This window comes from Saltatorellus ferox (assembly GCA_007751475.1).
In the GTDB taxonomy this organism is placed as follows: domain Bacteria; phylum Planctomycetota; class UBA1135; order UBA1135.
Genome location: CP036434.1, coordinates 3856286 through 3883165, shown reverse-complemented (window position 1 = coordinate 3883165; position 26880 = coordinate 3856286). Strand labels below are relative to the sequence as shown.

General features: G+C 63.9%; 15 protein-coding genes. 6 read left to right on the top strand and 9 right to left on the bottom strand.

Features of this window, described 5'->3' with window-relative positions; all coding sequences use genetic code 11:
- Positions 1 to 105: 105 nt before the first annotated feature.
- The 7 genes from Poly30_RS13855 to Poly30_RS13825 all read right to left on the bottom strand — a co-directional run bounded on the left by Poly30_RS13855 (position 106) and on the right by Poly30_RS13825 (position 9080).
- The gene (locus Poly30_RS13855; RefSeq protein ID WP_145198238.1) at positions 106 to 729 is read right to left on the bottom strand and encodes a 2'-5' RNA ligase family protein; all 624 of its coding nucleotides are present in this window, start codon (positions 727 to 729) and stop codon (positions 106 to 108) included.
- 206 nt (positions 730 to 935) lie between these two features.
- Positions 936 to 1838: a PfkB family carbohydrate kinase gene (locus Poly30_RS13850; RefSeq protein ID WP_145198236.1), complete on the bottom strand. Its 903-nt coding sequence runs from the start codon at positions 1836 to 1838 to the stop codon at positions 936 to 938.
- Positions 1839 to 2000: 162 nt separating this feature from the next.
- A complete protein-coding gene (locus Poly30_RS13845; protein ID WP_145198234.1) occupies positions 2001 to 3392 on the bottom strand; it encodes a lysylphosphatidylglycerol synthase transmembrane domain-containing protein in 1392 nt (463 codons plus the stop codon).
- Positions 3393 to 3396: 4 nt separating this feature from the next.
- The gene (locus Poly30_RS13840) at positions 3397 to 4389 is read right to left on the bottom strand and encodes a hypothetical protein (RefSeq protein WP_145198233.1); all 993 of its coding nucleotides are present in this window, start codon (positions 4387 to 4389) and stop codon (positions 3397 to 3399) included.
- A 620-nt stretch (positions 4390 to 5009) separates the two neighbouring features.
- Complete coding sequence (locus tag Poly30_RS13835) at positions 5010 to 6794, bottom strand: serine/threonine-protein kinase (RefSeq protein WP_145198232.1); 1785 nt, start codon at positions 6792 to 6794, stop codon at positions 5010 to 5012.
- Between the two features lie 81 nt (positions 6795 to 6875).
- A complete protein-coding gene (locus Poly30_RS13830; protein WP_145198231.1) occupies positions 6876 to 7184 on the bottom strand; it encodes a hypothetical protein in 309 nt (102 codons plus the stop codon).
- A 1221-nt stretch (positions 7185 to 8405) separates the two neighbouring features.
- On the bottom strand, positions 8406 to 9080 hold the full coding sequence (locus tag Poly30_RS13825) for a DUF2971 domain-containing protein (RefSeq protein WP_145198230.1): 675 nt from the start codon (positions 9078 to 9080) through the stop codon (positions 8406 to 8408).
- A gap of 185 nt (positions 9081 to 9265) precedes the next feature.
- On the opposite strand from Poly30_RS13825, the gene Poly30_RS13820 reads away from it, so the two are divergent.
- Entirely contained in the window at positions 9266 to 10108 is an 843-nt protein-coding gene (locus tag Poly30_RS13820) for a hypothetical protein (RefSeq protein ID WP_145198229.1), read from the top strand.
- Between the two features lie 125 nt (positions 10109 to 10233).
- Here the strand turns inward: Poly30_RS13820 and Poly30_RS13815 are convergent, their stop codons facing one another.
- Together Poly30_RS13815 and Poly30_RS13810 are read right to left on the bottom strand one after the other, a co-directional pair.
- Entirely contained in the window at positions 10234 to 12516 is a 2283-nt protein-coding gene (locus Poly30_RS13815) for an AAA family ATPase (RefSeq protein ID WP_419190167.1), read from the bottom strand.
- Positions 12513 to 16202: a TM0106 family RecB-like putative nuclease gene (locus tag Poly30_RS13810; protein ID WP_419190166.1), complete on the bottom strand. Its 3690-nt coding sequence runs from the start codon at positions 16200 to 16202 to the stop codon at positions 12513 to 12515. The genes Poly30_RS13815 and Poly30_RS13810 overlap by 4 nt, the downstream gene beginning before the upstream one ends.
- A 1-nt stretch (position 16203) precedes the next feature.
- On the opposite strand from Poly30_RS13810, the gene Poly30_RS13805 reads away from it, so the two are divergent.
- Genes Poly30_RS13805 through pglZ form a run of 5 tightly spaced genes read left to right on the top strand, consistent with a single transcriptional unit; the run spans position 16204 to position 26880 of the window.
- Positions 16204 to 16899, top strand: a complete 696-nt coding sequence (locus Poly30_RS13805) for an NUDIX hydrolase (protein ID WP_419190165.1) — start codon at positions 16204 to 16206, stop codon at positions 16897 to 16899.
- Between the two features lie 3 nt (positions 16900 to 16902).
- A complete protein-coding gene (locus tag Poly30_RS13800; RefSeq protein ID WP_145198226.1) occupies positions 16903 to 17460 on the top strand; it encodes a BREX protein BrxB domain-containing protein in 558 nt (185 codons plus the stop codon).
- Positions 17457 to 20924: a BREX system P-loop protein BrxC gene (gene brxC / locus Poly30_RS13795; RefSeq protein WP_145198225.1), complete on the top strand. Its 3468-nt coding sequence runs from the start codon at positions 17457 to 17459 to the stop codon at positions 20922 to 20924. Before Poly30_RS13800 ends, brxC begins: the two co-directional genes overlap by 4 nt.
- A gap of 11 nt (positions 20925 to 20935) precedes the next feature.
- Positions 20936 to 24541, top strand: coding sequence for an Eco57I restriction-modification methylase domain-containing protein (locus Poly30_RS13790; RefSeq protein ID WP_145198224.1), 3606 nt, complete (start codon positions 20936 to 20938; stop codon positions 24539 to 24541).
- Entirely contained in the window at positions 24538 to 26880 is a 2343-nt protein-coding gene (gene pglZ / locus Poly30_RS13785; protein ID WP_145198223.1) for a BREX-1 system phosphatase PglZ type B, read from the top strand. The genes Poly30_RS13790 and pglZ overlap by 4 nt, the downstream gene beginning before the upstream one ends.

Here is a 26880-nt window from a genome sequence, read left to right as displayed (position 1 = left end):
GCAGCCCGAACGTCAGGATGGAACACCCTCTGCGGAACTTCCTTGGGAAGATCGATCGAGGGCCATCCCGGTTACGGCCAGAGGGCCTCTTGGCCGCAAAAATCTTCAGCCGGGTCGAACGGCCAGCGGCCACGCCGCGAGCTGGCGGTACCGCTCCCCGTCCTCGCTCCGGCCCAGGGATTCATAGAGCGTGATGTCCACGGGGAGCCAGCGCCGCTCGGCGCCGAGGTCCCAGAAATCGTCGAGGTCCGCGAAGGCGGCAGCGCCCGAATCCTCGGGGATCGGCGAGTCGGGACGGCCGCTGAGGCGCGCGAGCGTCACGTGGGGCCGGAAAGGCCGCGCGCGCTCCGCCTGGCTCGCGCGCCAGCCGTGGGACATCGCCACCTGCATCGTGCGATTGCGGATCGTTCCCAGCCGGCCCGTCGCGTCCCCCACTTCTTCGACCGCCGTGTGCAGCGTCCGCGGCGTCCCGCGATCGGGAAACGCGTCGCCCTCTCCGCCCAGGAGCAGCTCCGGCGCCCAGAGGCCGACGAACTCATCGCGGGCCGACTGCACCAGCGACTTCACCCGGTCCCTGGGAAAGCTCCCGAGGAAGCACAGCGTCAGGTGCAGGACCTCCTCGCCGTAGAGGGCTTCCGAGAGCTCCGCTCCCAGCGCTCGCCTCGCCGCACGAATCAGTGACTGCCCCACCACGGGGTCGACGCTCAGGCCGAAGAAGAGTCGTTGCATGCGGGCAAAAAATAGGGAGAGGAGCCCGGCTCGCTTCCATCCGGTCTCCTCTCCAGGGCTGATGACTCTCCTATTCAACCCGTTGAGTCAGGCGATCCGACACCCGCTCACGGGTAAGTCCGAGGCGCGCGCTCGAGCGGGGCAAAAGAGTTTCAAAAAGATCGGAACAGGAACGTTCGGACGGTGTGCCTGGCCGAGGGGTCGGATCAGAGGGACACGATCTGCATCAGGTCGTTGTAGCGGGAGTCGTAGTCCGCCATGGTCCGCTGGCCGATGTCCTCGACGCTGAAACCCTGGACGCAGTACGACGCCGCGACCGTCCCGTGCAGCATGGCCTTCTTCAGCGTCTCCGGGCTGTGATTGCCCGCTTTCGCGCAATAACCCATGAATCCGCCCGCGAACGAGTCGCCTGCGCCGGTCGGGTCGATGACCTCGGTGACGGGGTAGGCGGGCAGCGAGAAGTGCAGGCCCTCGCCCATGATGAACGCGCCGTGCTCGCCCTTCTTCAGGATCACGAACTTCGGGCCCATCGTGAGGACCTTCTGTGCCGCGCGGATCAGGTTGTCCTCGCCGGTCAACATGCGCGCTTCCTCGTCGTTGAGGATGAGCCCGTCGATCTTCTGCATCAGCGCTTCGAGGTCCGTGCGCGCGATGTCGATCCAGAGGTTCATGGTGTCGGCGACGCTGAAGATCGGCGCCTCGACCTGGCTGAGGCCCTGCATCTGGACGGCGGGGTGCGCGTTCGCGAGGAACACGAACTTCGCGTCGCGGTAGTTCGCGGGGAGCTTTGGGTCGAAGGTCTCCAGTACGTTGAGCTCGGTGAAGGTCGTGTGGCGCGTGTTCCAGTCGGGCTCGTAGCGGCCGCCCCAGCGGAACGTCTTGCCGCCGGCGACCTTCTCGAGTCCGGCGAGGTCGACGCCGCGCTTGGCGAGGAGCTCGGTGTCCTCGTCGCGCCAGTCGTCGCCGACGGCGCCCACGAGGAGCGGAGAGATGTACGGCGCAGCCGCGACCGCGAAGTACATGGCGGAGCCGCCCAGCGCGTTCTCGCGACGGTCGTGGGCGGTTTCCACGGAGTCGTAGGCCAGGGTTCCGATGACGACGAGGGACATGGGGCTTGTGCCGCGCTGGTGAAGAAGTGCGCGTCTTGGGGGTGCAGTCGGGGGGATGAGGCGATTTCGCGGCGGGTATCTGACCACGCCAGGAATCGCGGAACCACCCGAGAGCCGGGGCTTTCTGCGGGCATCTCTCCGCGGCCCGCCCTGTGAGTGCCCTCAGGCCGCGCTGGATTCTGGCTCCGATTCTGGTCCCGAAGCGGGCCCCCGAGCGGGTCCGGCCGGGAGCAGCATCACGAGCCCACCGAGCAGCGACATCGCGTAGAGGCAGAGCCGGTACACGAGGCTCGTGGCGACCCCGAGGGCGTAGCTGGAGCCGAGCATCTCGGCCAGCGAGCCGAACAGCACCTCCCCCACGCCGAGCCCGCCCGGCGACAGCGGCACCGCCGCCAGCGTGTTCGAGATCGCCATCGTCGTCATCCAGTCCTGGAAGCCGAGCGTGCTGCCGAGGGCGCTCGCGGCCGTGTAGACGGCGAGGCCGTTGAAGACGTGGTTGCCGAAGGAGAACACCAGCGCGATGCCGAGTTCCGCGGGCGAATGCAGGAGCTTGCGCGCTGTGGCGTCGAGCCGCAGGAGCCGCTCGCTCTGGGGCAGCTTCTGGACCAGCGCGTCGAAGCGAACGAGCCGCCGCACGCTCGGATGGAAGAACAGCACGGCGCCGAGGAGGATCGCGCCGCAGAACAGCGAGACCGGAAGGCGCAGCGGGGCGAGGCGCTCGTCCGTCGTGAGCACGAGCACGGTGCCGACGAGGATCATGCCGATCAGGCCGATCACGCGATCGACGACGACGGTCATGAAGGCCTCGGCGCGGCGCGTCGGATGATGGCGCACCACGGCGATGGCGCGCGCCACGTCGCCGCCGTTGATCCCCGGCACGACGGCGTTGAAGAAGAGTCCTGAGTACGTGAAGCGGAACGCGTTGTACCAGCTGGTGCGGCAGTGATTGAGGATCAGGATCCTCCACCAGCGCGTCGCAACGCAGAGCGAGGCGAGGATCAGGAAGCCGAGGGCGGGGATCAGCTGGAGCACGCGGATCTCGCGGAACGTCCGGACCATGCCGGGGCGCCAGTCGATCTGCTTCGCGGGCCGGGCACCTTGCGCATCAGGGGTGCCCTCGACCACGAGAAGCACGCGACCGCCCGGCAGGATCAGCTCGCCCTTGCGCACCATCCACGGCCGTCCGATGTCGCGCGATTCCTCGAGCGCGGCCGCGTCCGCCGCGTCGAGCCCGAGCGGCGCCAGCGGAGCCTCGCCCGCGGCCTCGACGTCCATCTCGAACTCGATCTCGGTCGAGCGCCAGTCCCCCGCGATGGTGCCCGGAAGCTCGACCTTGCCGGTCGCGTTTTCCAGCACCAGCGTATCGGTCCAAGATACGTTGCGAGAGATGATCCAGGCGGCCAGCGCGACGACGGTGAGGCCGATCAGCCGCAGCGCCGCGCTCTTGGCGAACGATTGCGAGGAGCGCTCGCGACGAATCTCGTCGAAAACGGAGTCCGGTTCGGCGCCTGGTTCGGCGTCAGGTTGGCCCTCGTGGGGGTCGGATGGATTCAACGGATCAGGCGTCGGGCGCCGAAGCGGCGCTCTCGGACTTCTTGAGCGCTCGAAGTTCCTCTTCGAGTGCCGGAGCCACGCCCCTGAACCAGGTATCCCACTCTTCCGAGCGAAGTGTGTCGAGCTGGGCCCCGGAGACCGCGTCGAGGGCCTTCATGGCCGCAATTCGCGACCGGTCGCCGAAGTTGAGGTCGTTGATCGCGATCTGCCAGAGGGTGGCAAAGATCGTCCCCCGGGTCTCCACGCCCAGAGAGGTGGGTTTCTTGGCGGCGAAGGGCAGGCCTGACCTCTCGAACGCCTCACAGACGGCGATGTAGGTCATGTCGAACTGTACGGGAACGGGCGGGGCGCCAAACCGGCTGTAGGCCTCTGCCACGGGGTCGGCGGTGTTGCGCCGGGGGACCAGCGACAGCAGCGCTTCGATGGCAAAGTCCTCGCCGTACACGGCCACGTTGGCGCGCATCGCCGCCGCGCGCACGACGTCCGTCCGATCGACGAGGCCCGCGTACAGGGCCTCGGTGACGATCTCGCGCTGGACCTTCAGCGAGAGCTCTTCGAGGCGTTGACGCTGCGCGTCGGGCAACCCGGCCCGCAGCGCGCTCCCTTTCAAGAACGGCGCAATCGCCCGAAGCAAGCGCGACCCGCCCGCGACGTTGACGCGTGTCGCTTCCAGTACCTCGATCGCGGCCTCGAAGTCGGCGCTGGCGGTGGCGCTCACGCCGTTGCGTTCGGCCACGATGCGCCGCGTGGCGTCGACCAGTCCCTCCAGAGCCTGCCGCAGCTCCTCTTGATTGGCCGCCGCCGGCGGTTCCTTGTAGGGCTCGGTGATCTTGAGCCGAAGCGCGTGCGGGACGAGCTCCAAAACGGCGCGCTCGCGGCAGAGCTGACTGGGCGCGGAGGTCGCGTACCGAGCAAAGGTCCGAACCTTCTCATTGTCCCGCCAGGCCTCGTTCCCCTCTTTCGAGGTCGCAAGATCGAGAAGGTTCTGGAGCGCCACGCGCGAAGGATTCCGAACGTCCTTCTCGTCGGGAGCCTGAGCCCCGGTCCCCCCGATGCTCCTGATCGCCCCGACGCTGGTGCGCCACAAATCACCCCAGACCCCAGAGGTCGCCGCCCGGTACCGAAACGTGTCCCGGGAACTCAGGACCGCGTCGAGATTCGAAGTCGCCACCGTGGTCGTCCGACACCCGGCCGAGAGGACACAAACGCCCAAGCAGGCACAAAAGAGGACCCGAAGACCCCGGGCGGGGCCAAGAAGCCCTCGGACTGACCGCTGAAGCATGCGGAGGAGTGTCCCGAGCCCCCCACCAGGATGCAAGCCTGCCCCGGCCAAGCTTGGGACGAAGAGCCCTCCAGGGGGAAAGTTACCGGGTCGGGCAAGCAGTGGTCCAGCCCGGAAACTGGACGAACTCGCCCCCCATACGGGCTCTGCGGAGCCCCCGGTCGCCCGGGCGGCCTGGGACGGGGATGGCCCGCCCGGCTGGAACCAGCTCGCTTCTTCCCAAGCTGCCAATGCACCCGAACTCACCATGCTCAACCCTTCTCGCCAACCGCCCGCTTTCGCATCGCCCCTTCTGCCCACCCACGCCGCGCATGCGCCATGGCACGACTGAAATGCTATGAGCGTGTCGCAGGAGCCGGCTGCGGGAGATCGCGCAGCCGAGTCCCAGCGCCGAGAAGACCGCCGAGAAAACCAGTCGCCACGCTGGCCATCAGCGCAACCGCCACCGCCGTGAGTTCTCGTTGGCCCCTCCCCGGGGAGGTGCCCAAGAGCAGTATCACACCAACAGGCCCGGCCAGTGCCATCCCCAAGGCGCACGCCTTGTCCACTCGGTACGCAGCATGCTGCGTCGACCCCCTCGCCGCCATGGCAGCGAGGAGCGCAGCCCCGGCGATAAAGACCCAGCGGAACAGCGGTCGCTCAGCAGCCCAGGGCGGAATCGTAGAGACCACTGCCACGAGCGCGCTGACAACCCCCATCCACACAAGGACCCTGGTGGCAAAGGGGCTCCACTGGAATCCGATCGGATAGATCGAGGTGAGCACCGCGGCGACACATGGAAGAAAGACCAGAATCGAGAGCGCACACGTGAAGGACGATGGCGTCAGTCCTGCGTCCACTCTCCAAGTGAAGTGATCCGCCCTCCAGGTGAGGAGAGTCGACGGGAAGGCCAGAGCGCCCATCAGCAAGGCGCCGACTGCCAGCACCGTGGAGGTCAAGCGAAGCAGTGGTAGCGAGACGTTCGACGATTCAGGCTCGATGAGGCTACCGACGAACAAGGGGAGTCCGAGGGCGAGGGCAACTCCGAAGCCTGTCACCGTGACCCACGTGGTCTCGTACTTGGCGCCAGGCATCTGGCCAGCGGTGGCGAAAAGGCCAACCGTAAGCAGAAAGATCACTGCATCGTACCGACGCCCTGTCCGGTGCTGGGTCAGACGTGCGGCCACTTCGGCGACACGATCTACGCAGGGCGATGCTGTCCCCTGGACCGGCTCAACCGCTTGCTCGCTGGGCCGCGGATCCTTCTCGATCTCTTCCATTCGACAGGCGATGTCTGAGGCAGCCTGATACCGTCGCTCCGGCTCGTGCTCCAGCGTTCGTAGCACCACCTCATCCAGCCGTACGTCCAGCTTCACCCGACGGGATGGTGGCTCGATCACCCCTTGGGGGACCTTGCCCGTCAGCATCTCGTAGATCACGACGCCCAGCGAGAAGATGTCGGCTCGGTGATCGACATTCTTTGGCGTATCGAGCTGCTCGGGCGCCATGTAGCGCAGCGTGCCGAGCACCTCCGCTGTCACCGTCATGCGCGACCCGTTCTCGCCCTGCTTCAGCAGCGCAAGGCCGAAGTCCACCAGCATGACCTGGCCCTTTGAATCGACCAGTACGTTCTCGGGCTTGATGTCCCGGTGCACCACGCCGTGATCGTGTGCGAACTGGATGGCGCGGCAGATCTGGGGTACGAGCCCAAGCGCTTCGGCAGGCGTCAGCTGCCCTTGCCGCATCAGCTGGCGCAAGCTCGTACCGTCGACGGACTCCATCACGATCCACGCAAGGCGCTCTGTCTGGCCGTAGCTGTAGACTCTCACGATGCCCGGGTGGGAAAGGCCCGCGAGCGCCTTTGCCTCCCGCTGGAATCGCTCGATCCAGTCCTCCCGCGGAATCGATTCCGACGGCAGCATCACCTTGATCGCCACATTGCGATCAAGTGTCTCCTGATTCGCACGGAAGACAGCCCCCATGCCGCCACGCCCGAGGCACTCGGCGACCGTGTATTCCGCACCGACGGCGGCTTGGAGTTCCTCGCGGAGAAGCAGCAGGGCTGGGGTGTCCATGGCCGCTGCGGCGGCGTCGAGGGCGAATCCCGCAGAGGAGTTGAATTGGGAATCGGGTGGATTCATGGTGCTGACCAGGGTGGGAACGGAAATCTTGTCCCCGCCGGCACGGCGTTCCTGCGCCCGCGTTACACGGGTTCCGGGCTTTTATCCGAGGGCCCGCCTGAGAACTTCGAACTCGGCGCATTCGAGGGCCGCGAGGTCCGCTCCGGATGCACCCCCGTCCAGGGCCAGCGTGTCGCGAACCTCGGCACGGACGAGGGCGGCGTAGCGCTGGCGCAGACGGTGAATCGCTACCCGCAGGGCCACCGGTTTCATGGCCAGACGCCTTGCGAGGGACGCGCGATCGTCAGCGGTCGCCTCTCCGTCGAGCGTCATCTCCAGGCAGCGAAACAGGTCACCCTTGCCAGTCGCGAGACACTCCTCGGCCAGCGCCTGGCGCGCTACTGCGAGCACCTGAAGCGCCCAGGCCCGCTCGAAGGCCTCCTCGGGCGTCTCGCCGCCGATCGCTTCAGGACCGAAGCCTCCCTTGGCCAGCTTGGCGTCAAGCGATAAGAAAACAGCGCGCCCCCGCGCTTCTCTGCCGCCCCCAGCGCGTGGACGTCGCGCTCATAGTTTTGGAGGCTTGTCAGGAGCCATGATCGAAACCGGCTGCCGCCGTCCCCATCGCTTGCCTTCACCGACGAGAGCCCGTCCCGTTCGAGCAGGGCGCAGAAGAAGCCCTGCACCAGGTCGCTCGCGGCCTCGCCCGAACGGCCGCGTCGCCGAAGGTAGGCGAAGAGCGGCATCCAGTAGGCCTCGCAGAACTCGGCCAGGCCCCTGTCCTTGGTCGAAGAATCTGTGCTGGCCGCGCGCTTGATAACGCTCCAACGAGTATTGAGAAATGAGGAAGCTGCCATGGGCGAGGTTCGAGGCCAACGAGAAAGGCCTCCAGGGCAGGACGCGCCCTCCGGGTCAGGAGCGGAGGCGCTGCACATGATCGAAGGGGGCATCGATCGGACCGGGAGAGGACAACGGGTCAGGGAGGATCCTGAACGGACTCTACTTCCCCTGACCACGAACTTCACCTGGCGTCAGCGTGGTGGCCGCGAACGTTCCCGACCCTCGTAGGAGTGGCCCGCGGAAGGGTCCACTTCGGGGCGGGCTGCAACCTGCGCTCCTATGCAACTGGCTGCCCCCCTGAACGGCCCTCGGGGGTCCGAAACAGGGGGGCAGCCAGCTGTGGATGGTGGAGGCGGGGGGAGTCGAACCCCCGTCCAGCTAGAGCAGCAAGCGAGTGTAAGTGCTACTCCTTCAGCTTCTTACCACGGATCAGAGCCTCTCTCACCAGAGCAGGTGTCCGCGGAATGGTCCGTTTGTGCCGCGTACGAAGCGGAGTCAGCCCCCCACAGGTCCACTGCTGGGCAATCAGCCGATAGCGACCGCGACCTTCTTCTGACCAGTGCCAGCAGCGACACCGACACTTCTGGGCCTCCCGTGAACATCAATCCGGGAACTGTCATCGGGTCTGTACATCGCAGCACCAATGACCGCGAAGTGGACGCTGACCTCACTCGGCTCCTGGCCGCGTGGACGGAGCTGTCCGCGATCCTCCGTCGAAGCCTTGCCGATCTGGCGCAGGGCAGCGCGAAGCAATGAGATACCTCGTGCCTCTCAGTTGTCGCGAGTTGAAGTGGTTCAAGGATCAACGACAGTTGGCGGCATCCATGGACTCCTCAATTTCTCTATGGCCCAATCCCCATTCACGTCCTTCCTGATCTGATTGAGCCGGTCAATGGTCTCCGATGTCGCTCGGCAGCCCGCAAGCACTTTGTCGATGGAAACTCTTGCGAATGTCCCTGAACTGTCTTCCCTGAGTCCATCGGTCTTCGCTCGGACCAGATCATCGGAGTGAATGAGGAGGCGGTGCTCTTTCTCGTAAGACCATAGCCTTGATTTTCTCGTTAGCAGGTCCTCTGGGCTCAAGCCCGCTCCTTCCCCCTGTCTTTGCTCTCGGTCGAGTTCCTCCCATTCCACGTAGTTAACCTCTCGAAGCTTCTCGGAGAGCTCCTTGTTGAATCGCAGCTGAATAGCGACTCCTTTGAAGCTGTCAGCATAATGTGCCCACATCAGATCATAGCCCCGATCCGTGTGCATCCGCGACCCGTCGGAGAAGCAGCCGATTCGAATCCTACGCTTTTCCAGCAAGACAGCGTTCTCGTGGGCTGACCATTCGTCGTTCCGGGAATTGTAAATACCCTCTCTGGGGTCGTTGAACGACTCGAATCCTCCGAGGAACACTTCGGACGTACGTAGGAGAGCGACTGTAAAAGGGTCGTCTACCGGGGATCGTCGAAATTTAACGAGTTGCATGGGCGTTGTGGGGCGAGTTGAGAGATGGTCGCGGTCTCGGCTACACGACGAGTCCACGGAGCGCTCCGCTTCACGGGGCCGGCACGAGATAATACTGAACTGGTGTGGGTTCCGGAACGCCCCCTGTCAGACTTTCCGGAACCCACAGAGGCGTTTCAGTTCATGATCCCGTAGTCTTAACGCCTATGAACAGAATCTGCACCGCACTCGCTCGTGAAGCTGGCATCGCCGCGGAGCACATCGGAATCGGAGTGACAGCTCTCTCGCGAGCAAATCTCACGCAAGCTGCATACTATGGCCAAGCCTTCTTCGCCCTAAGCGTTGGCTTCGAACGCTCCGCAAAGCTGGCAATCGCCGTCCACCATGCGATTGAGAACGACGGAGAGTTTCCGACGAAGGGTGACTTCCGCGGTTATGGCCACAAGATCGACTCACTCCTGGACAAGGTCGAGTCAATCGCTGGCAACTACGGCCTCGAGGAAGATTACGCTAAGCTGCCGCGTACCTCCATCCATAGAGCGATTGTCCAGCAGCTGACAGACTTCGCGGCGAACAAGACCAGGTACTACAATCTCGAGGTGCTTTCGGCAGCTTCTCAGAAGGAAGATGAGACCGCTGAGCAGGTCGATGACCCTATTGCTTCGTGGCACAGGGAAGTCACCTTGAGAGTCTTGAATGCGCACTGCCCCAAGCCGCGGCTTGAGGCGTTAGCGGCCAGGTCCTCCGCTTTGGGTGCGGCCATCGGGAGTTACGCGGTTGTGTTCCACACCGATGAAGAGGGGGCCCCGATCTCCTCGGTAACGGACCTCTACCTCAGCCTTTCCCTCGTGGAGTATGCTCAGAAGTACGTGCGTATGTATGTTCTGCAAATCGCACGCCACATTGCAGTTCTAATGTCTGAGCTTGGGAATGCGGGCTACAAGTTTGCACCGGAGCAGGTCATTCCAGCTCTGTCGGAGTTTTACGGCATCTTCTACCGGAACGACTCGGTGTTCAAGAAGAACAAGACGTGGTCCACCGTCCGCTGAGGCCGCGGTCATGACACGCCTGACATGTGGTTGCCTTCCTGATGGGAGAGCGCGTCCCACGCCTACCTCACAGGTTGTACGCACTTCGGACACGCCATGGAAGGTCAATCACCGCAGCCGTCGCACTACTCGCCCCTCACGAAACGAATCACGCGGCCTGCGTACCCCTTGAGCTGGGTCTCGTTGATATTGGCGAGGTTCTCCTGCCATGTCTTGCTCGTATTGTGATGGAACTGGTTGGTGTAGTCGCGCAGGTCATCGAGCTCCTCAAGCCTTTCGTTCGACAGGAGCGGGGTACCGTCTCGCTCGGCTTGCCGTGCAACGTCGATGAACTTGCCAAGTAGACAACCCGCCGGGAAGCGTTCGACGAAGGCGACGCGACTGTAGCCTTCCAGTAGCTTCCGGAGTGATGGGGCGACCACCTGCGAGTCTCCTTGCGAACACTCTGCATACTCGGAGACGGTCTTGTAGAGGCGGTCGTACTCAGTCACCGCCGCGGCCTCGGCGTCCCACGGCTGCAGAGTCGACGAGTCCGTGTCCACGTCACGGAGCTCGATGGTCGCCGTCGCGCCCTTGTCTGCCCGATCCCAGAGCTGGCAAAGGAAGGGTCGAGCGTGCGACAGCACGATGACTTGCTTGGCCTTCCCGAGCAGCTTTCGTATTTCCTGCACGGTAGCGAAGCAGCGGCCGTCATCCAGGCTGGATACAGGGTCATCGATCACGACGGTAACATCGTCGAGTGAGTCGCGCTCGGTCAACGTGGCGAAGAACAGTGCCAACGCGAGAGTGTTCCGGTCCCCTGCGCTGAGAGCTGTGCTGAACGAAGGCCCGACCTTTCGATTCGCCAGCGGGACCCTCCCCTTGTTTACACCGAGGGCGTAGGTGGAGCTCGGGATCCCGCGAGGATCTGACGGCTCCAGTGCCTCTAGGCGGAAGTCAGCATTGAACCGGTCCAGGAACTTGTTGATGGCGCCCTGGTACTTCCCGAAGGTGTTCTTCCGGTGCTCGTCGAGAGCCTTGCGGGCGTCTTCCTTTTTGGTCTCGGCAGCGTCCTTCGCCGTCTTCGCCGCTCGGTAGGCGGTGCATTTGGCGGCGACCTCGGGCTCATACCGTCGCTGCGTTGCCTGGAGTCTCGAGAGCTGCGCCTCTGCCGCTGCCAGATTTCCGTGCGTCGCGTGTTCCTTCGCCGCGGCAATCGCCTCGTTCATATCGAGGAGTGCTGTACTGAGAGCGAGCATCCGATCTGAGAAATCGGTGTAGTGGGTCAGCTTGGCCTCATCCGCATCATCCAGGGCCAGGCGATCAAGAGGCGCTCTCGACTTGGATTCAAGTGCCACCAGGAGCGCGTCACGGGCACCTGCCCAGGCTGCAGCTAGAGCCCCCGCATCGACGTCGAACGCAGGCAGGCCTTCGATGTAGTGCACCCAGAACCCCCTGCGCTCACGCGCCTGCTCGACTAGGCGTTGAAACCGAGCCAGCCGATCTCCGTCGAACGCCTCGCCTACCAGGGTCCGGACTCTCGCGATGTCTTCCTTGTGCTTAGCGTACGCGTCAGAGAAGTAACGCCGATAGTGCGCGACAATCTGAACGCCGTCAGTCTCCTGGCCGCAGTACGGGCAGCTCTCCCCCACCTGGAATTGGGATCCTTCGGAGACCCAACGCTCACCCTTATCTCCAAGATGCTTGAAGTGAGCCGACACTGCAGCGAGGGCTGCAGCATCCAAGTCAGGGAGGATCTTTGCTAGCACCGCGCGGACCTCGTCAGACGGAACGGTCGGCATCGCAATGGCTGTGAACTCCCCAGTGGTTCGAATCTTCTCCTGGTCCCGCAGCACCGACGCGCTCTTGCCAGCCTCCTGCAGCTCCTCGTCGATGTTGTCGATCTCAGCGAGAGCGCAGAAGTCATCGAGCGAGTAGGCGCCGAGCGTTTCCTGGGGAATCTCCCGTGCTTTGCCGCGGAGAAGGGTCTGGTGCTCCGAGATCTCTACCGTCAGCTCTTCTACGGTTCGCTGGAGACGCACGCCTTCTTCACCGACCACAAGCTCATGGAGCCCCTGCCGATGCCCTGCGGCTACTTCCAGTCCCGAGCAGACGTTTGCGGCCGTGAAGTGATCGTCGAACACGAGAACTTTCGGCCCGGTCCCACTCCACTTCTCCCCATCGAAGGACCGCTCTGCTCCGTCGATGGTGACCACGGCATGGGGCCCTTTCTCGGCTGACACGCGCTTTCGAGCCTGCAGATGCTCAGGGTCGCCTGTTGAGAGCGACCGCAGCAGAGCGCAGAGCGTTGTCTTTCCACGGCCATTCTCGGAGTAGACGAGAGTCAGAGGCCGAAGCGCTGTTTTCGGACACCCTTTGAACGTCTCGAACCGACCCAGATTGTTGATGTACTTGAACTGTTTGATCATATCGCCGTCCTCGAAGACGCAACCTCGACTGCCAACTCCCGGTACCTGCAGAGCCCATTTGCCCAACGCATCTGCTGTGGCGAGCGGCACTCCGGTTCGAACAGCCGCGAACTGGCCACCAGGATGCATGCAGCGCGAGCCCGACTCGTCGCCACGTTCAGCCGGTTCGGGTTGTATAGAAATCCCATGCCGCGGGGGGCATCCTCCGGACTGGACGAGGCCATGGAATAGATGACGACGGGTGCCTCCTGGCCTTGGAACTTGTCGACGGTTCCGATGCGGTGGCCCGGTAGGGCGCGCCGCAGCGCGGCGATCTGCGCGTTGTAGGGCGTGACGATCAAGATGTCGTCGGAGACAAGCGGCCGAACGACACCATTCCGATCCGTCCAGGCCACCCCCTCCTGCAGAAGGTCTCGAACTATGCGCTGGACCGCAACCACCTCTTCTTGCGAGCTGCTCTGATTGCCCTCGTGATCGACGGGAGCGACGAAGAGACCGCTGCCCGCGAAAGGGGTCGGTCCAGCGAGCGCCTGGAATTCGTTGCCGGCCCGGGTGTGCAGGCGCCCCTCGTAGTACAGCTCCGAGGTGAACTTGCAGATGGACGGATGAAGCCGCCATGTCGTGTCGAGGAACAGCCCGCGCTCCTCGGGGATCGTCTTGCTCCCACCGAGCACGTGGACAAGCGCCGCCACTTCTGTTCCCTCTGGATGGGCGCCCTGCTGGGGCTGCTCAAGTTGTTGAGGGTCACCTAGGAGTACGATGTTCTTGGCCGCGCGACTGACGGCGAGAACGTCGGCGAGGGCCATCTGGCCGGCCTCGTCCACGAAGAGGTAGTCGAGCGCCTCCACTGCCGCCTCGCCCGACCAGAGCCACGCTGTCCCGCCGACAACCCGCGGTTCACCTAGGGCACTCAGGGCTTCGTCGTTCTTCGTCACCTCGAGGATATCACCGGCGACAGGCCTGGCCTTGCTGCTGATCTTGTGCGCGATCATGACCGGCGCCCCACCATCCATGGATGCCGAATGAACTTCATCGAGAAGATTTCGGATCACCTTGTGACTCACGGCGGTCACCCCGATGCGCTTTCCTTGCCTCGCCAAGTCGGCGATCATCCGCGCCCCTGTGTACGTCTTGCCCGTGCCCGGCGGCCCTTGGAGGGGCAAGCAGCCAGACGACAGACTCCCGACCACGCGTATGGCCCCATCCAGGATCAGCTCGTTCTCTTGACGTAAGGGCCGTCCGTCGTGACCGTCAATCCGAGGTGGCAGCCCCAGAAGTAGATCGCGCCCTGCACGGAACGCGCCATCACCATCGATTCCGCTCTCCGCCACGGACCGTGCGAAGGCCAGCAATGAATTCGCCTTCTCCCACGGTTTCACCCGATCGTCAACGAGGACCGAACCTGGGTGGATATCCACCGTACGCTTCCGTTTCTTGATATCGATCGTGCACGCCGCGGGATCCACAGCAACGACCTCTCCCAGATCCTTCTCTCGCTCACCAGCCTCGTACAGATTGGCTCCGGCGTCGAGAGCAGTCTCCTGGTCCGGATAGCGATACCGGTGCACAGGGCAGCTGGCAGTACCGCCCTCCTGCCCCAGGAAGCTCAGCGCCGTGATGGCCTTGCGCTCCCCCATCAGCTCCGAATCGTCGAGGTCGTGAAGGCGGAAGAACTCCCAGTGCGCGCAGTTCATCTCGCGCCGGTGGTACTCAAGCATCTCTGCCAGTAGCCACGTGGCCCGCTGCGGAGCCGTCCACGTCTCGCGATCCTCCGGCAGGCTCGCCGTCAGCGCGTCATACACCGCCTGGACTTCGGCGCGCATCTCGCTGACGCCTTCCGACGCTTCTCCATCAAGCAGCTCCGGACGAGGAACGGCGTCTCCCTTCTCGAGCCACTCGTTGCGCCGGCCCTCGAGCCAGTTTCGAAGCACGGCGGTCGCCTCGCAATCCTCTCGGTTGTACCCCTCGACAATCTCCTTGTCGGCATCCGCGATTCCTTCCACGTCCCCGAGGTCGAGGAGAGCTTCGATGCGTCGTCGCGCCCGAGACGCCTCCCGCAGATCGACGGCTCGCTTGAAGCCGGCCAACAGCTCGAGGTCCTTCAGTGAGTACTGCTCGACGCTCGCGCGCAATCCCTGCTTGGCGACAGCATGCAGGTCGATCAAGCGCTTGCCGCGGAGCAGTCGGTCAACCTCCTCGCCGCGGCATCCGTGACGGCCCATGAGCCTCTTGAGGGCGGAGGGCTCATACGGAGCGAAGTGGTAAACATGCATCCCAGGGTGAGCTTGCCAGTTCTCCATGACCGTATCGACGAACTCCTCGAATGCGCGTTTCTCCTGAACGCGGGTGTGGGCCCAGCGCCGGTGGTACACCAGCTGGCCTTGGTCATCGACTTGGCTCCAACCCAGGAGGTACTCGAGACCGCCACCTTCAAAAAAGCGGGCCGCCTCGATGTCGAAGAAGATGTCACCGGCGCTGGGCTCCGGCAGACGCAACAACCCACGTTCATCTTCGAGGTCCAGCAGTTCGTACTGGTGTTCGCCCGCTTGCCTCCCTTGTAGCTGGATCCTGGCCTGAGCATGAAGGCGTTCGAATCCGGCCGCGCTCCCCCGGACCGGTTCCTCCTTCAACGGCTCGGCGGCCTCTCCGAGCTGCCCCAGCGTCGTCACACCCTGCCTGTTGAACTCTGCGGTGTGAAGCGTGCTCATCCCCGCGACCAGAGACAGATGATCGTCGTCGCGACGCCGCGCATCGCAGTTGTGCCACCAGCGGCAGGTGTTGCACTGCGGGACCGGCGTCGGATAGGTCCCCTCATCTGGTGCTGCGGCCGCAACGGCCTCGAGCTTCGCCTTGATGAGTCGGAAGTAGGCTCCGATCTCGGCGGTCCGAAATGACTCGTGCTCGAACTCCTCGCCGGGCTTTACGACATGCATGTACTCGGGCGTGTGCCCCTGAATCTTCGCGGCGGCCTCCGTGTACATGCAGAGCTGGAGGATCGTCCCCGCCCGAGTCTCCAGCGCGAGCTTCGTATCGATCACCTCATAAGAGAAGTCCCCCAGCTCGCTCTGGCCCGGTACCTTGCGGAGGAAGTCGGCGATGCCCGCGAATCGGCCGTCGGCGAGCGGCGCCTGGAGGATCACGTCCGTCCCCGCGTGCATGAGCTCGACCACGCGGTCTACCGACCCTTCACGGCCAACTGCGGCCACCGAGAGGCCCTGGTCAGCTAGGTACCTGGCGTACGCAGTCTCGTGATCGATCCCCCGCTGCCTCAGCATCTCAAGGACGGGGTCGGTCCAGACAGGCGCTTCAAGGCGCCCCTCTGCAGCGGCACGGTCAAGTTGGGTCAGGTGCGGGCACCCGAGGTGCTGGGCAAGGTCGGTTGCGGACAGGCGCAACCCGTTGGAATCGAGCTTCATGGCATTTTCTCTCGGACTGGAAAGACGCGGATGGGCATCCACGCTAGATAGATGATATTCGCGCCGGCAAACTTGCCGGCGCGACGAAGAGTAGCGCGCTTCGGCCCGCTGGGCAAGTCGTCGGCTCAATTTCGCCGGCAAACTTGCCGGCAGTCGGGGGTCCGGGGTTATTCTCGCTCCCATGGAGACTTGGCAGCCCCCTCTCGACACCCCCACCACCCAGAAAGCGGGCCTCCGCTTCGGTGATAAGGGCACCCACACCAGCCGCACGATGATGCTGGCTGAGATCAGCGAGCTCCTGGAGGCCACCCCGCCGGAGGCCGACCGGGCCGCCTACGCCGAGGCCATCATCGAGGACAACGTCCTCGGCAAGCAGACCGCGGCCACTCGCCGGCTTACGAACCAGCGCCTGGGAGAGCTCTATGGCCTGGACCCAGGTGTGCCCCTCTTCCGGGTTCTCCGGCGGCTCTGGACCGCGGACGAACCCGGGCGCCCTCTGATCGCCCTCCTCTGCGCTCTGGCCCGAGATCCCCTCCTCCGCGCCACTGCCCCCGCGGTCCTGCAGCTCCCCGAGGGCTCGGAACTCATCCGCGCGAACTTGCTCAACGTGATTCGCGAAACGGTGGGTCAGCGCCTCAACGACTCGGTCCTCGACAAGGTGGCACGCAACACTGCGAGCTCCTGGTCGCAGTCCGGCCACCTGGAGGGTCGCGTGCGCAAAGTCCGTCAGCGCGTCGACCCAACGCCTGGCTCCCTCGCCGCTGCTCTCTGGCTGGGCACCGCTGAAGGCCTCGCTGGCGAGCAGCTCCTCGAATGTCAATGGGCTCGTGTTCTGGACCGCACCGGCGCCCAACTCATTCCTATCGTCCTCCAGGCCAAGCAGCTCGGCCTGATCCACGCGCGCATCGGCGGTGGCGTCATCGAGATCGACGCCAGCCGCCTTGACGCCATTCAACTTGGTTCCTGAACCATGGGTAAGATCGAAGACCTCGCAGCCGTCTACGAGCGGCACGTCAGCGCTCCCTGGCAACGGACCATCGCCGGCGCCCAAAGGGTGATGCTGGTCGTCTACGAGAAGGAGCTGGAGCGCAGCCTCCGCGCACGCCTCGGTGAGTTCGAGCAGGCGACGCTTCGGAGCGGACACGAGTGGCAGCTCATCAACTGCACGACCTGGTTCGCCGAATGGATGGCCGCGGACGAGTACCGCGAGTCCTATTTCGAAGAGCCCTCCCTGCTCGCCATGAAGCTCGAGGGCGAGTTCAAGAGCCTCGCGAGCAAGCGGCTCACGGACGCGCTCGCTGAAGCGAACGACAACACCGTCGTCGCCATCCTCGGGGCCGCATCCCTCTTCGGGTTCCTGCGCATCTCCGAGCTGGTCCGGGACGTCGAGCAAGCCATCAATGGCCGCCTGCTGATCTTCTTCCCCGGCACGAAGAACGACAACAACTACCGCCTGCTCGATGCTCGGGACGGCTGGAACTACCTCGCGAACGGCATCACGCTCCATGGAGAGGGAGTCAACCAATGAAGCTCTACGAAGTTCTCGACCGCGATCCGCGGACCGCTCGCCTCGCCAACAACGGCCAGGCCCGAATCACCGACCAGACCGACGAGAAGGCAATCCTCGAGCTGCGAGCCGAGCTGGAGACCTTCGTATGCGAAGGCCATTTCGGCAATGCGATCCAGCTCATCTTAGAGCGCTTCCTCGGCAACCTGGGCCATACGAAGCAAGACTCTGCCTGGGTCAGTGGCTTCTTCGGCAGTGGTAAGTCGCACCTTCTCAAGATGCTCACCCACCTTTGGAGCGACACCGAGTTCAGCGACGGCTCGACGGCCCGCAGCCTGGTCCGTGGAGGGCTCCCCACCGAGGTCCAGTCACACCTCCGCGAGCTGGACACGCAGGCACGCCGCATCGGGCTCGCGCCGGTCGCCGCCGCAGGCACCCTTCTTGGCGGGAACGATCGAGTGCGGGAGACGGTCCTCGCGATCCTCCTGCGTGCTACCGGCTGGCCCACACAGTACCCGCAGGCAAAGTTCTGTTTCTGGCTGCGGGAGGAGGGCACGCTTGACCAGGTTCGGTCTGCCGTGACTGACGCCGGGCGTGACTGGGATCACGAGCTCAACAACCTCTATGTCAGCCCGCACATCAGGAAAGCCCTGTTTCAGGCTGATCCGTCCCTCGCGCCCGACGAACGGAGTATCGGCAAGGTCCTCCAGAGCCACTGCCCCCAGCTGACAGCGGACATCACCACCGAGCAATTCACAGAGGCCGCGAAACAGGCCCTTGAGAAAGACGGCGAGTTCCCGCTCACCCTCCTCGTGCTGGATGAAGTCCAGCAGTACATCAACGAAGCCAGCGACCGCGCCGCCACGATCACCGAGGTGGCCGAGGCCCTGCAGACACAATTCAACAGCCGCGTGATGCTGGTTGGCGCCGGCCAGTCCGCTCTCTCCGCTGGCACGCAGGCGCTCCTGTGGCTCCGGGACCGCTTCAAAATCTCCATCGAGCTCGCGGACGCGGACGTCGAGGCCGTGACCCGCAAGGTACTGCTGCACAAGAAGCCGAGCGCTGGGCCGGAGATCGAAGCTGTTCTGGACCGAAGTGCCGGCGAGATCGCTCGTCATCTCCAGGGGACCAAGATCGGCCAGCGACCGGAGGATCAGAAGGACCGCGTGGGTGACTACCCCTTGCTCCCGACGCGTCGCAGATTCTGGGAAGCATGCTTCCGCGCCGCCGATGCAGCCGGCACGCAGAGCCAGCTACGCTCTCAGCTTCGCATTCTTCACGACTCGATCCACGGCATTAGCGAGCGCGACCTCGGCGCAGTCGTGCCGGCCAGCGACCTCTACAACGCCTTGGCGCCTGCGCTGGTGAACACAGGCGTGCTCCTGAACGAGATCAACACGCGCATTCAGAAGCTGGACGACGGAACCAAGGAGGGACGCTTGCAGCGCGACCTGTGCGGCTTGGTGTTCTTGATCGGGAAGCTCCCCCGTGAGGCCGGCGTCGACCTCGGTGTTCGAGCCAATGCAAGCGCGCTCGCCGACCTCATGGTTGACGACGTCACCAAGGACTCTGGCCCGTTCCGCCATCAAGTCGCCAAGACGCTTGAGAAGCTCGCCGACGACGGCACGCTCATGCAAGTGGGCGAAGAGTATCGCCTGCAAACCACGGAGGGAGCCGAGTGGGACCGCGCCTATCGGGAGAAGCAGGCGTCACTGCGGCAAAACGAGCTCGAGATCTCTACCCGCCGCGACGACCTGTTCGGCCAACTCGTCCAGCAAGTGATCGGGGAGGTCAAGCTATCGCATGGTAAGGCGAAGATCCGCCGCAGCTTGAACATGCACTTTGGTGGAGAGCCTCCGAAGGCGGGTGGAGATCACATCTCGGCATGGCTGCGAGATGGCTGGTCCTGTAGCGAGAAGGATGCCATCGCCGACGCCCGACGGCTCGGCCAGGACGATTCCACTCTGCACATCCACCTCCCCAAGAAGAGCGCCGATGACCTCAAAGGGCGCATTATCGATGCGGAAGCGGCTCGCCAAGTCCTCGATCACCACGGCGTGCCGGCGACTCCTGAAGGACGAGAAGCCCGCGAAAGCATGGAAAGCCGCCAACGCGCGGCCGAGGCTAGCCGCAACGCGATTCTTCGCGAAGTGCTCCATGCGGCGAAGGTTCTCCAGAGCGGCGGAAGTGAAGTCTTCGGTGAAAGCCTCGTAGACAAGATCCACACAGGAGCCGAGGCCTCGCTCGCGCGGCTGTTCCCCCGCTTCGACGACGGGGATCACCGCGCCTGGGAGGTGGCCATTAAGCGGAGCAAGGACGGATCGGATGAGCCGTTCAAGGTCGTGGGCTGGGACCAAGCAACCGAAGACCATGCCGTCGCGAAGGAAGTCCTCGCGACTGTGGGCGGTGGAGCGCGAGGAACCGACATCCAGAGGACTCTGAAGTCAGCACCCTTTGGTTGGCCCCAAGACGCGGTCGACGCAGCTCTCATCGCCCTCCACCGCAGCGGCCACCTGCGCGCGACCAAGAACGGGCAGCCCCTTCCCAGCGGGGCGCTGGACCAGTCGGGAGTGAAGGCGGCGGAGTTCCGCCCCCAGAAGGTGCGGTTGACCACCAAACAGCGCATCGGGTTGCGAGGCCTCTTCAGCGAGGCGAGCATCAGCACGAAGGCGGGAGAGGAGGAACTCCGAGCGCCCGACTTCCTGAACGCCGTCATGAAGCGAGTCGCCAGTGCAGGGGGCGCCCCGCCCCTCCCCGCTACTCCAGACGCAAAGCTCGTCGAGGATCTACGTCAGCTAACAGGTGCTGAGCAGCTCGTCGCCATCTTGGGCAAGAAGGCCGAACTACAGGAACTGATGCGCACGAGCCTCGTCCTGGCCGACCGTGTGGCCGAGCGCATTCCGATCTGGAACGCCGCTGAGCGACTTCGCAAGCACGCTGCATCCCTACCCGTCGCGGACGAGATCGGCAAGGAACTCGCGGCGATCAAGGACCAGCGTTCACTCCTCTCCGATACGGATCACATCTCCCCGCTGACTGCAAAGCTCGCCGGCGCCCTGCGCGAGACGTTGACGACAAAGCATGCCGAGTTGGTTGCGGCAGTCGACTCGGCAGAAGCTCAGCTCGTCGCCGACGCCACATGGCAGAGGCTCGACTCTGCTGCCCAGGAAGAGATTCGCCGAGCGGTATGCCTCGAAGCGCCGCCCCCACTATCCATCGCAAGCAACGACGCACTGCAAGAAACTCTTGGTCATCGCCCCCTCCCGGGCTGGCAAGAAGCGGTCGACGCAGTGGACACAAGGGGCGCCCGCGCCCTGAGCGCTGCGGCAGAGCGCTTGAAGGCAGCAGACCCTAGGAAGGCAACCGCGAGTGTGTCGATCCGACGCGGAACCCTGATGGACGAAGCGCAGGTCCGCCAGTGGCTCGCGGAGCATGAGATCAAGCTCCTTGATGCCGTCGCCAAAGGCCCCGTGATCGTCAACTAGAGGCACCCAATATGGCCCACCTGCCCACAGATCTTCGCAGCCAGCTCGAAAAGGTAATTAAGGCCGCACGGCGAGAAGCCGAAGCGGGCGCTCGCAACGCACTACAGTCATTGGCCGTTGATCACCACGAGTACCACGGCTCGATGACGCCGAACGAGCGTCGGCTTCGAAATCGCCTCCGCGCTCACGGTCGACAACTCGGCGACCATAGAGAAGCGCAAGGGACGCAGTCTATCGACCGACTCACGCACGAAGTAGCGTACGAACACTGGCACCGGATGCTGTTCGCCCGATTCCTTGCGGAGAACCACCTGCTGGTGGAATCCGATTCCGGTGAGTCGATCACCATGGGCGAGTGCGAAGACCTTGCTCGCGAGGCAGGTGAGGACCCACACTCGATGGCTGCGCGCTTTGCCCAGGACTCTCTGCCGCAGATCTTCCGGAAAGACGACCCGGTGCTTGAGATTACGCTCCCTCCAGAGACGCGCCTTACACTCAACAAGCTACTCGACAGCCTACCGATTCCAGCCTTCACCGCTGACGACAGCCTCGGCTGGACCTATCAGTACTGGCAGGCGGAGAAGAAGGCAGCAGTCAACGATTCGGGCAACAAGATCGGCGCCGACGAGTTGCCTGCAGTAACCCAACTCTTCACCGAGCATTACATGGTGCTCTTCCTATTCCACAACACCGTAGGCGCTTGGCACGCCGGCAAGGTGCTCGGCTCGAACCCAACCCTTGCCGCGACTGCAGAAAGCGAAGAGGAAATGCGTCGAGCGGTACGTCTGCAGTCGGAGGGTGGCTACGAGTTCAAGTATCTGCGGTTTGTGCGCGAGGCCAGGGAGGGTGACCAAGACGACACCCCAACCGGTCCCTGGCGGCCCGCTGCCGGCACTTTCGAAGGTTGGCCGAGCACGGCGAAAGAATTGAGAGTCCTCGATCCGTGTTGCGGCAGCGGCCACTTCCTGACTGAAGGCTTCGAGCTGCTCGTGCGCCTACGGATGGATGAAGAGGGGCTGGATCTAAGGGGCGCCATCCGCGGTGTTCTTGCTGATAACCTGCACGGCATTGAGATCGATCCCCGTTGCACGCAGATCGCGGCGTTCAATCTGGCGATGGCGGCGTGGAAATTAGTAGGGAAGCCTATTGCGTTGCCAGCAATGCACGTCGCTTGCTCAGGCCTGGCGGTGGGCTCGACGAAGGAGGTCTGGGCAGCACTTGCGGGTGATAACGAACGCCTTCGCAAGGGAATGGATCGGCTCTACGACCTCTTCGAGCAGGCACCGGAACTGGGGTCCCTGATCAACCCGAATGCGTTCAAGGGCGACATGTTTGAGGCCAATTTTGCCGAGCTACAGCCGCTGATGAAGCAGGCGCTGGCGTCCGGTGAGGATGTCGAGAACGCTGAACGTGCAGTAGCGGCTCAAGGGATGGCGCATGCCGCGGAATTGCTCTCAGGTAAGTATACGTTAGCGATCACGAATGTGCCCTACCTCGGTCGAAGCCAACAAAGTGCTCAGCTCAAGAACCTCGCCGACGAGCAATACGTCGAAGCAAAGGCCGATCTCGCGACAATCTTCGTCGTTCGCTTGCTGGCACTACTCCAACCAGACGGCACCCTGACCGTTGTCACTCCGCAAAACTGGTGGTTCCTGTCTAGCTATCGAGATTGTCGCCGGACACTGCTGAAGAGTACTGAGTGGCAGTTCGCGGCCTCATTGGGCGAGGAAGCATGGAGCAATTTCGGGATGCGTGGCCCGCGCACGGTTCTAATGTCCATGTCGCGGGTCACGCCTGATATGCACTCCCACTTCTGTGGGATCGACGCGTCGACTCCTCTCGGGCAGTCCATTGTGACTCGATCGCAGAAAATGCAGGTGCTTACCGGCGGCAAGCAACTAGGCCCTACTAGGAACCTTCAGATGCTGTCGCAGCTTGATCAGCTTGACAACCCACAGCAACGAATTGTTCTTGGGCGCCTAAAGTCCGGCGATCTACTTAGTGGTTTCGTAAGAGCAGGCGAGGGCACATCTACAGGAGACAACGATAGATTTGTGCGTTCCTCTTGGGAGTTCGGGATCGCTGGAGATGACTGGATACCTTACGCGGGGGGCGACGGGAAGTCACGTCCATGGCACGGTCGCGAGCTTCTTGTGCACTGGGAGCAAGGTAAAGGCGATCTCGCAGGCAGCACCGGTGCACGGATTCAGAACACGCACCTTTGGTCGTGCTCTGGAGTACTCCTGGGGCGGATACGAGGAATTACGGCGACTCGGTTCGGCGGTAGTGCGTTCGACAAGGCAACCGTTGCGGTCATTCCGAGAAACGCAGCCCACCTTCCAGCGCTGTACTGCTTCCTCGGGTCTTCTGAGTACGAGAGACGCATTCGTGAACTCGATCAGAAGGTCGCGGCATCAACGACAACAATGACGAGCGTGGTCTTTGATATCGATCGCTGGCAGAAGGTCGCCGCCGAGAAGTACCCCAACGGTCTCTCCGAACCGCAGTCCAACGACCCCACCCAGTGGCTGTTCCACGGCCATCCTGCCGGCATGCTCGAAGCGGGTGATGCCCGCGACCCGAATCCCGCCGATCTCCTGCAGGTCGCGCTCGGTCGGCTGCTCGGCTACCGCTGGCCGCCTGAAGTCAATACGAATCTGCGGCTCGACGCGCTCACCCGCGAGTGGGTCTCGCGTTGCAACGACCTGCTCCCATTCGCCGACGAGGACGGTATCGTCTGTCTCGAAGCGACCAAGGGCGAGTCGTCTGCCGTGAGCCGGCTGCGATCGCTGCTTGCCGCGGCGCTCGCCGGCAACTGGTCGGTGGACCGCGAACGTGAATTCCTTGCCGCGATTGCAGCTGCCAACTCGACCGAGAAGAAGACCGTCAACCCTGCGAGGAGCCTGGAAGACTGGCTTCGGGACGACTTCTTCACCGAGCACTGCAAGGTCTTTAACCACCGACCTTTTGTCTGGCACCTCTGGGATGGTCAGAAGCACGGCTTTCACTGCCTAGTGAACGCCCACAAGCTCACCGGCCCCGACGGGGAGGGCCGCAAGACTCTCGAATCGATCACCTACGCCTACCTCGGCGACTGGATCGACCGACAGAAGTCAGCGGTGGCGCAGGCAAAAGAAGGCGCCGACGCCCTGCTCGCCGCGGCCCTGCATCTGCAGGGCGAGCTCCACAAGATCCTCGACGGTGAGCCGCCCTATGACCTGTTCGTGCGCTGGAAGCCGCTCCACAAACAGGCGATTGGCTGGGAGCCCGACATCAACGATGGCGTGCGGCTGAACATTCGCCCCTTCATGTCCGCCCAGCCGCTATCTGGTGGCAAGAAAGGCGCCGGGCTGCTCAAGGCCAAGCCCAACATCAAGTGGGCGAAGGACCGCGGCAAGGAGCCCGAATCCATCCGGCCTCGACTGGAATTCCCCTGGTTCTGGGGCTGCAAGGGCGACAGCAAGCTCGACGCCGACCGCCACGACTGGACCCCCGAACGCGCCATCGGCAAGCCCTTCGACGGCAACCGATGGAACGACTTGCACTACACGAACGCCGTGAAGCAGCAAGCGCGTGATCGCCGCGAGGCGACGAACGACACGGAGGTGGAGTCATGAACTCAGAACTTGCTGCGGCCGCCCAGCTCACGGTGTGCGATCACCTCATCGAGCACCTCCGAGCCAAGGATGTCGCCCTCGACGGACAGGACCGGCCGGCTGCGATCCTGTGGACGGATCCCGCGCGCGATTGGCTGCCGCTGGTCGAGATGATGCGGACGCGAGTCGAGGAGCTGCTCGTGTTGGGCGACTACGCCCCCGAAGATCGGACGGGTCCCGCCATTTGGCTTCGCTGCGTCGTGGATGGCGCCCTTGCGGAACCGACGCTGCCGGGGGACCGCGTCCCGATCCTCTATCTTCCTGGGGTTGCGCGACAGGATCTGCGTGCGGGGGAAGCCTGCCAGGAGGAGCTGAAGCCGCTGGTCGAGCTCATGTATCGGGGCACGCTGTGGCTTCAGCACAACGGCAGCGACTGGCCAGCGAAGACCTTCCTGACGTCATCCAAGGCACTCAACCTAGACATTTCGGGCGATGGTTCGACTCTGGAGGCTCTCCTTCGCGCGCTCCCGGAGCTGGCGCTGACGCCCGTGTCACAGTTGGCGGTGCGCCGCCTGGAGGCAGACGACTTTGACCGCATGCTGAGCAGCGACGTGATCCGCGACGTCTTGCGCTGGATGGGAGACCCGCGCGGAACCAAGGCGCGTCTTGGCAAGAACGGGTGGGGTGCCTTTTGTAGCCGCTGCCGCGAGGAGCTCGGCTTCGACCCCGAGCGCGAAGCCGATGTCACGGCGGGCGAACGACTGGCCATGGCCGAAGGTGCCTGGGCAGAGGTGTGGCGGCGCTTCGAGGAATCGCCGACGAGCTTCGACGGCATCGCGGAGCTGCTTCGCCGGAGCCGCCCAGGTGGGAGCCTCTCGTTCAACAGGGACCCCTGGCCAGACCTTAATGACGAGGACGAGGCGAAGGTCCGTCAGGCTCTCTCGGACATGACCCGGCTGGGCCACGACAAGGCCTGCGATGTCGTCGCCCAGCTGGAGGCGGCCCACGGCAGACGCCGCGACTTGATCTGGGCGCGGCTGGGCCTGTCCCCCATGGCCGGAGTGCTGAAACCGCTCAGCCGCTTGGCCCAAGCGTCGAGGTCGGTGCTTGGCGGAGCGACACTGGATGAGATCGCGGCGGGCTATGTGGCGAGTGGATGGGAAGCGGATGCGGCCGCCTGGGAGTCGGTGGCAGCCGCGCCCACGAAAGACGAGGCGCTGATCAGCTCGGCCGTGCGTCACCTGCTCGAGTCGTGGCTCGAGGATTCAGCGCGCGCCTTTCAGGCAGCCCTGGAGCGAACGCCAATCCCCGGGCCCGGGCAGCAGCCACAGGTGGAGGCCAGCGAAGATGGCTGCATCCTCTTTGCCGATGGCCTCAGGTACGATCTGGGCTTGAGATTGAGCGAACGCCTCGAAGCCCGTGGCTATCGAACCTCGCTCAGGCATCGGTGGGCCGCTGCGCCCACGGTGACCGCTACCGCCAAGCCCGCCATTACGCCCATTGCCGATCAGATCAAGGGCGAGTTGCTCGGCGAGGACTTCGGCGCGATTCTCCAACCGTCCGGCAAGCCGGCGAACGCTCAGAACCTGCGAGCTGCCATGCAGAACGCTGGCTTTCAGATCCTGGGGAGTGGCGGTCTGGATGCACCGATGGAAGACCCCGCCTATGGCTGGCTGGAGAGCGGCGACATCGACACGCTCGGGCACAAGGTCAACGGACGGCTCGCGCGGCAGATCGACGAAGAGCTGGAGCGACTGGCAGATCGCATCGTGAGCCTCTTGGAGTCCGGCTGGACGAGTGTCCGAGTCGTGACGGATCACGGGTGGCTTCTCCTTCCCGGAGGTCTGCCCAAGGTAGACCTTCCCAAGCATCTCACGGCGAGCCGCTGGGCACGTTGCGCCGTGCTGTCCGGCGACGCATCCCCAGAGGTTCCGAGATACCCCTGGCACTGGAACTCAACCCAGTCCTTCGCCGTCGCGCCGGGGATCGCGTGTTTCAACAAGAGCGAGGAGTATGCCCACGGGGGCTTGAGCGTTCAGGAGTGCCTGACGCCGGACCTTCTCGTGGAGCACGGTGGCGAGCGAGTCGCGCGTGCATCCATCGACTCAGTCACCTGGAAGGGCATGCGGTGCTTCATCGAAGCCGCGACCGGAGCAGGGAAAATCGTCGCTGATTTGCGACTCGACAGCCCGGCAGGCGCCTCCGTTGTATCCAAGGCCAAGGCGGTCGAAACGGACGGCTCGGTGAGCCTGGTGCTTGCCGGAGACGAGTACGAGGAAGCGCACCTGGTTCTGGTCCTGTTGGACGAGTCCGGGAACATTGCCGCCCAGAAGCCGACGCGGTTAGGAACTGACTCATGA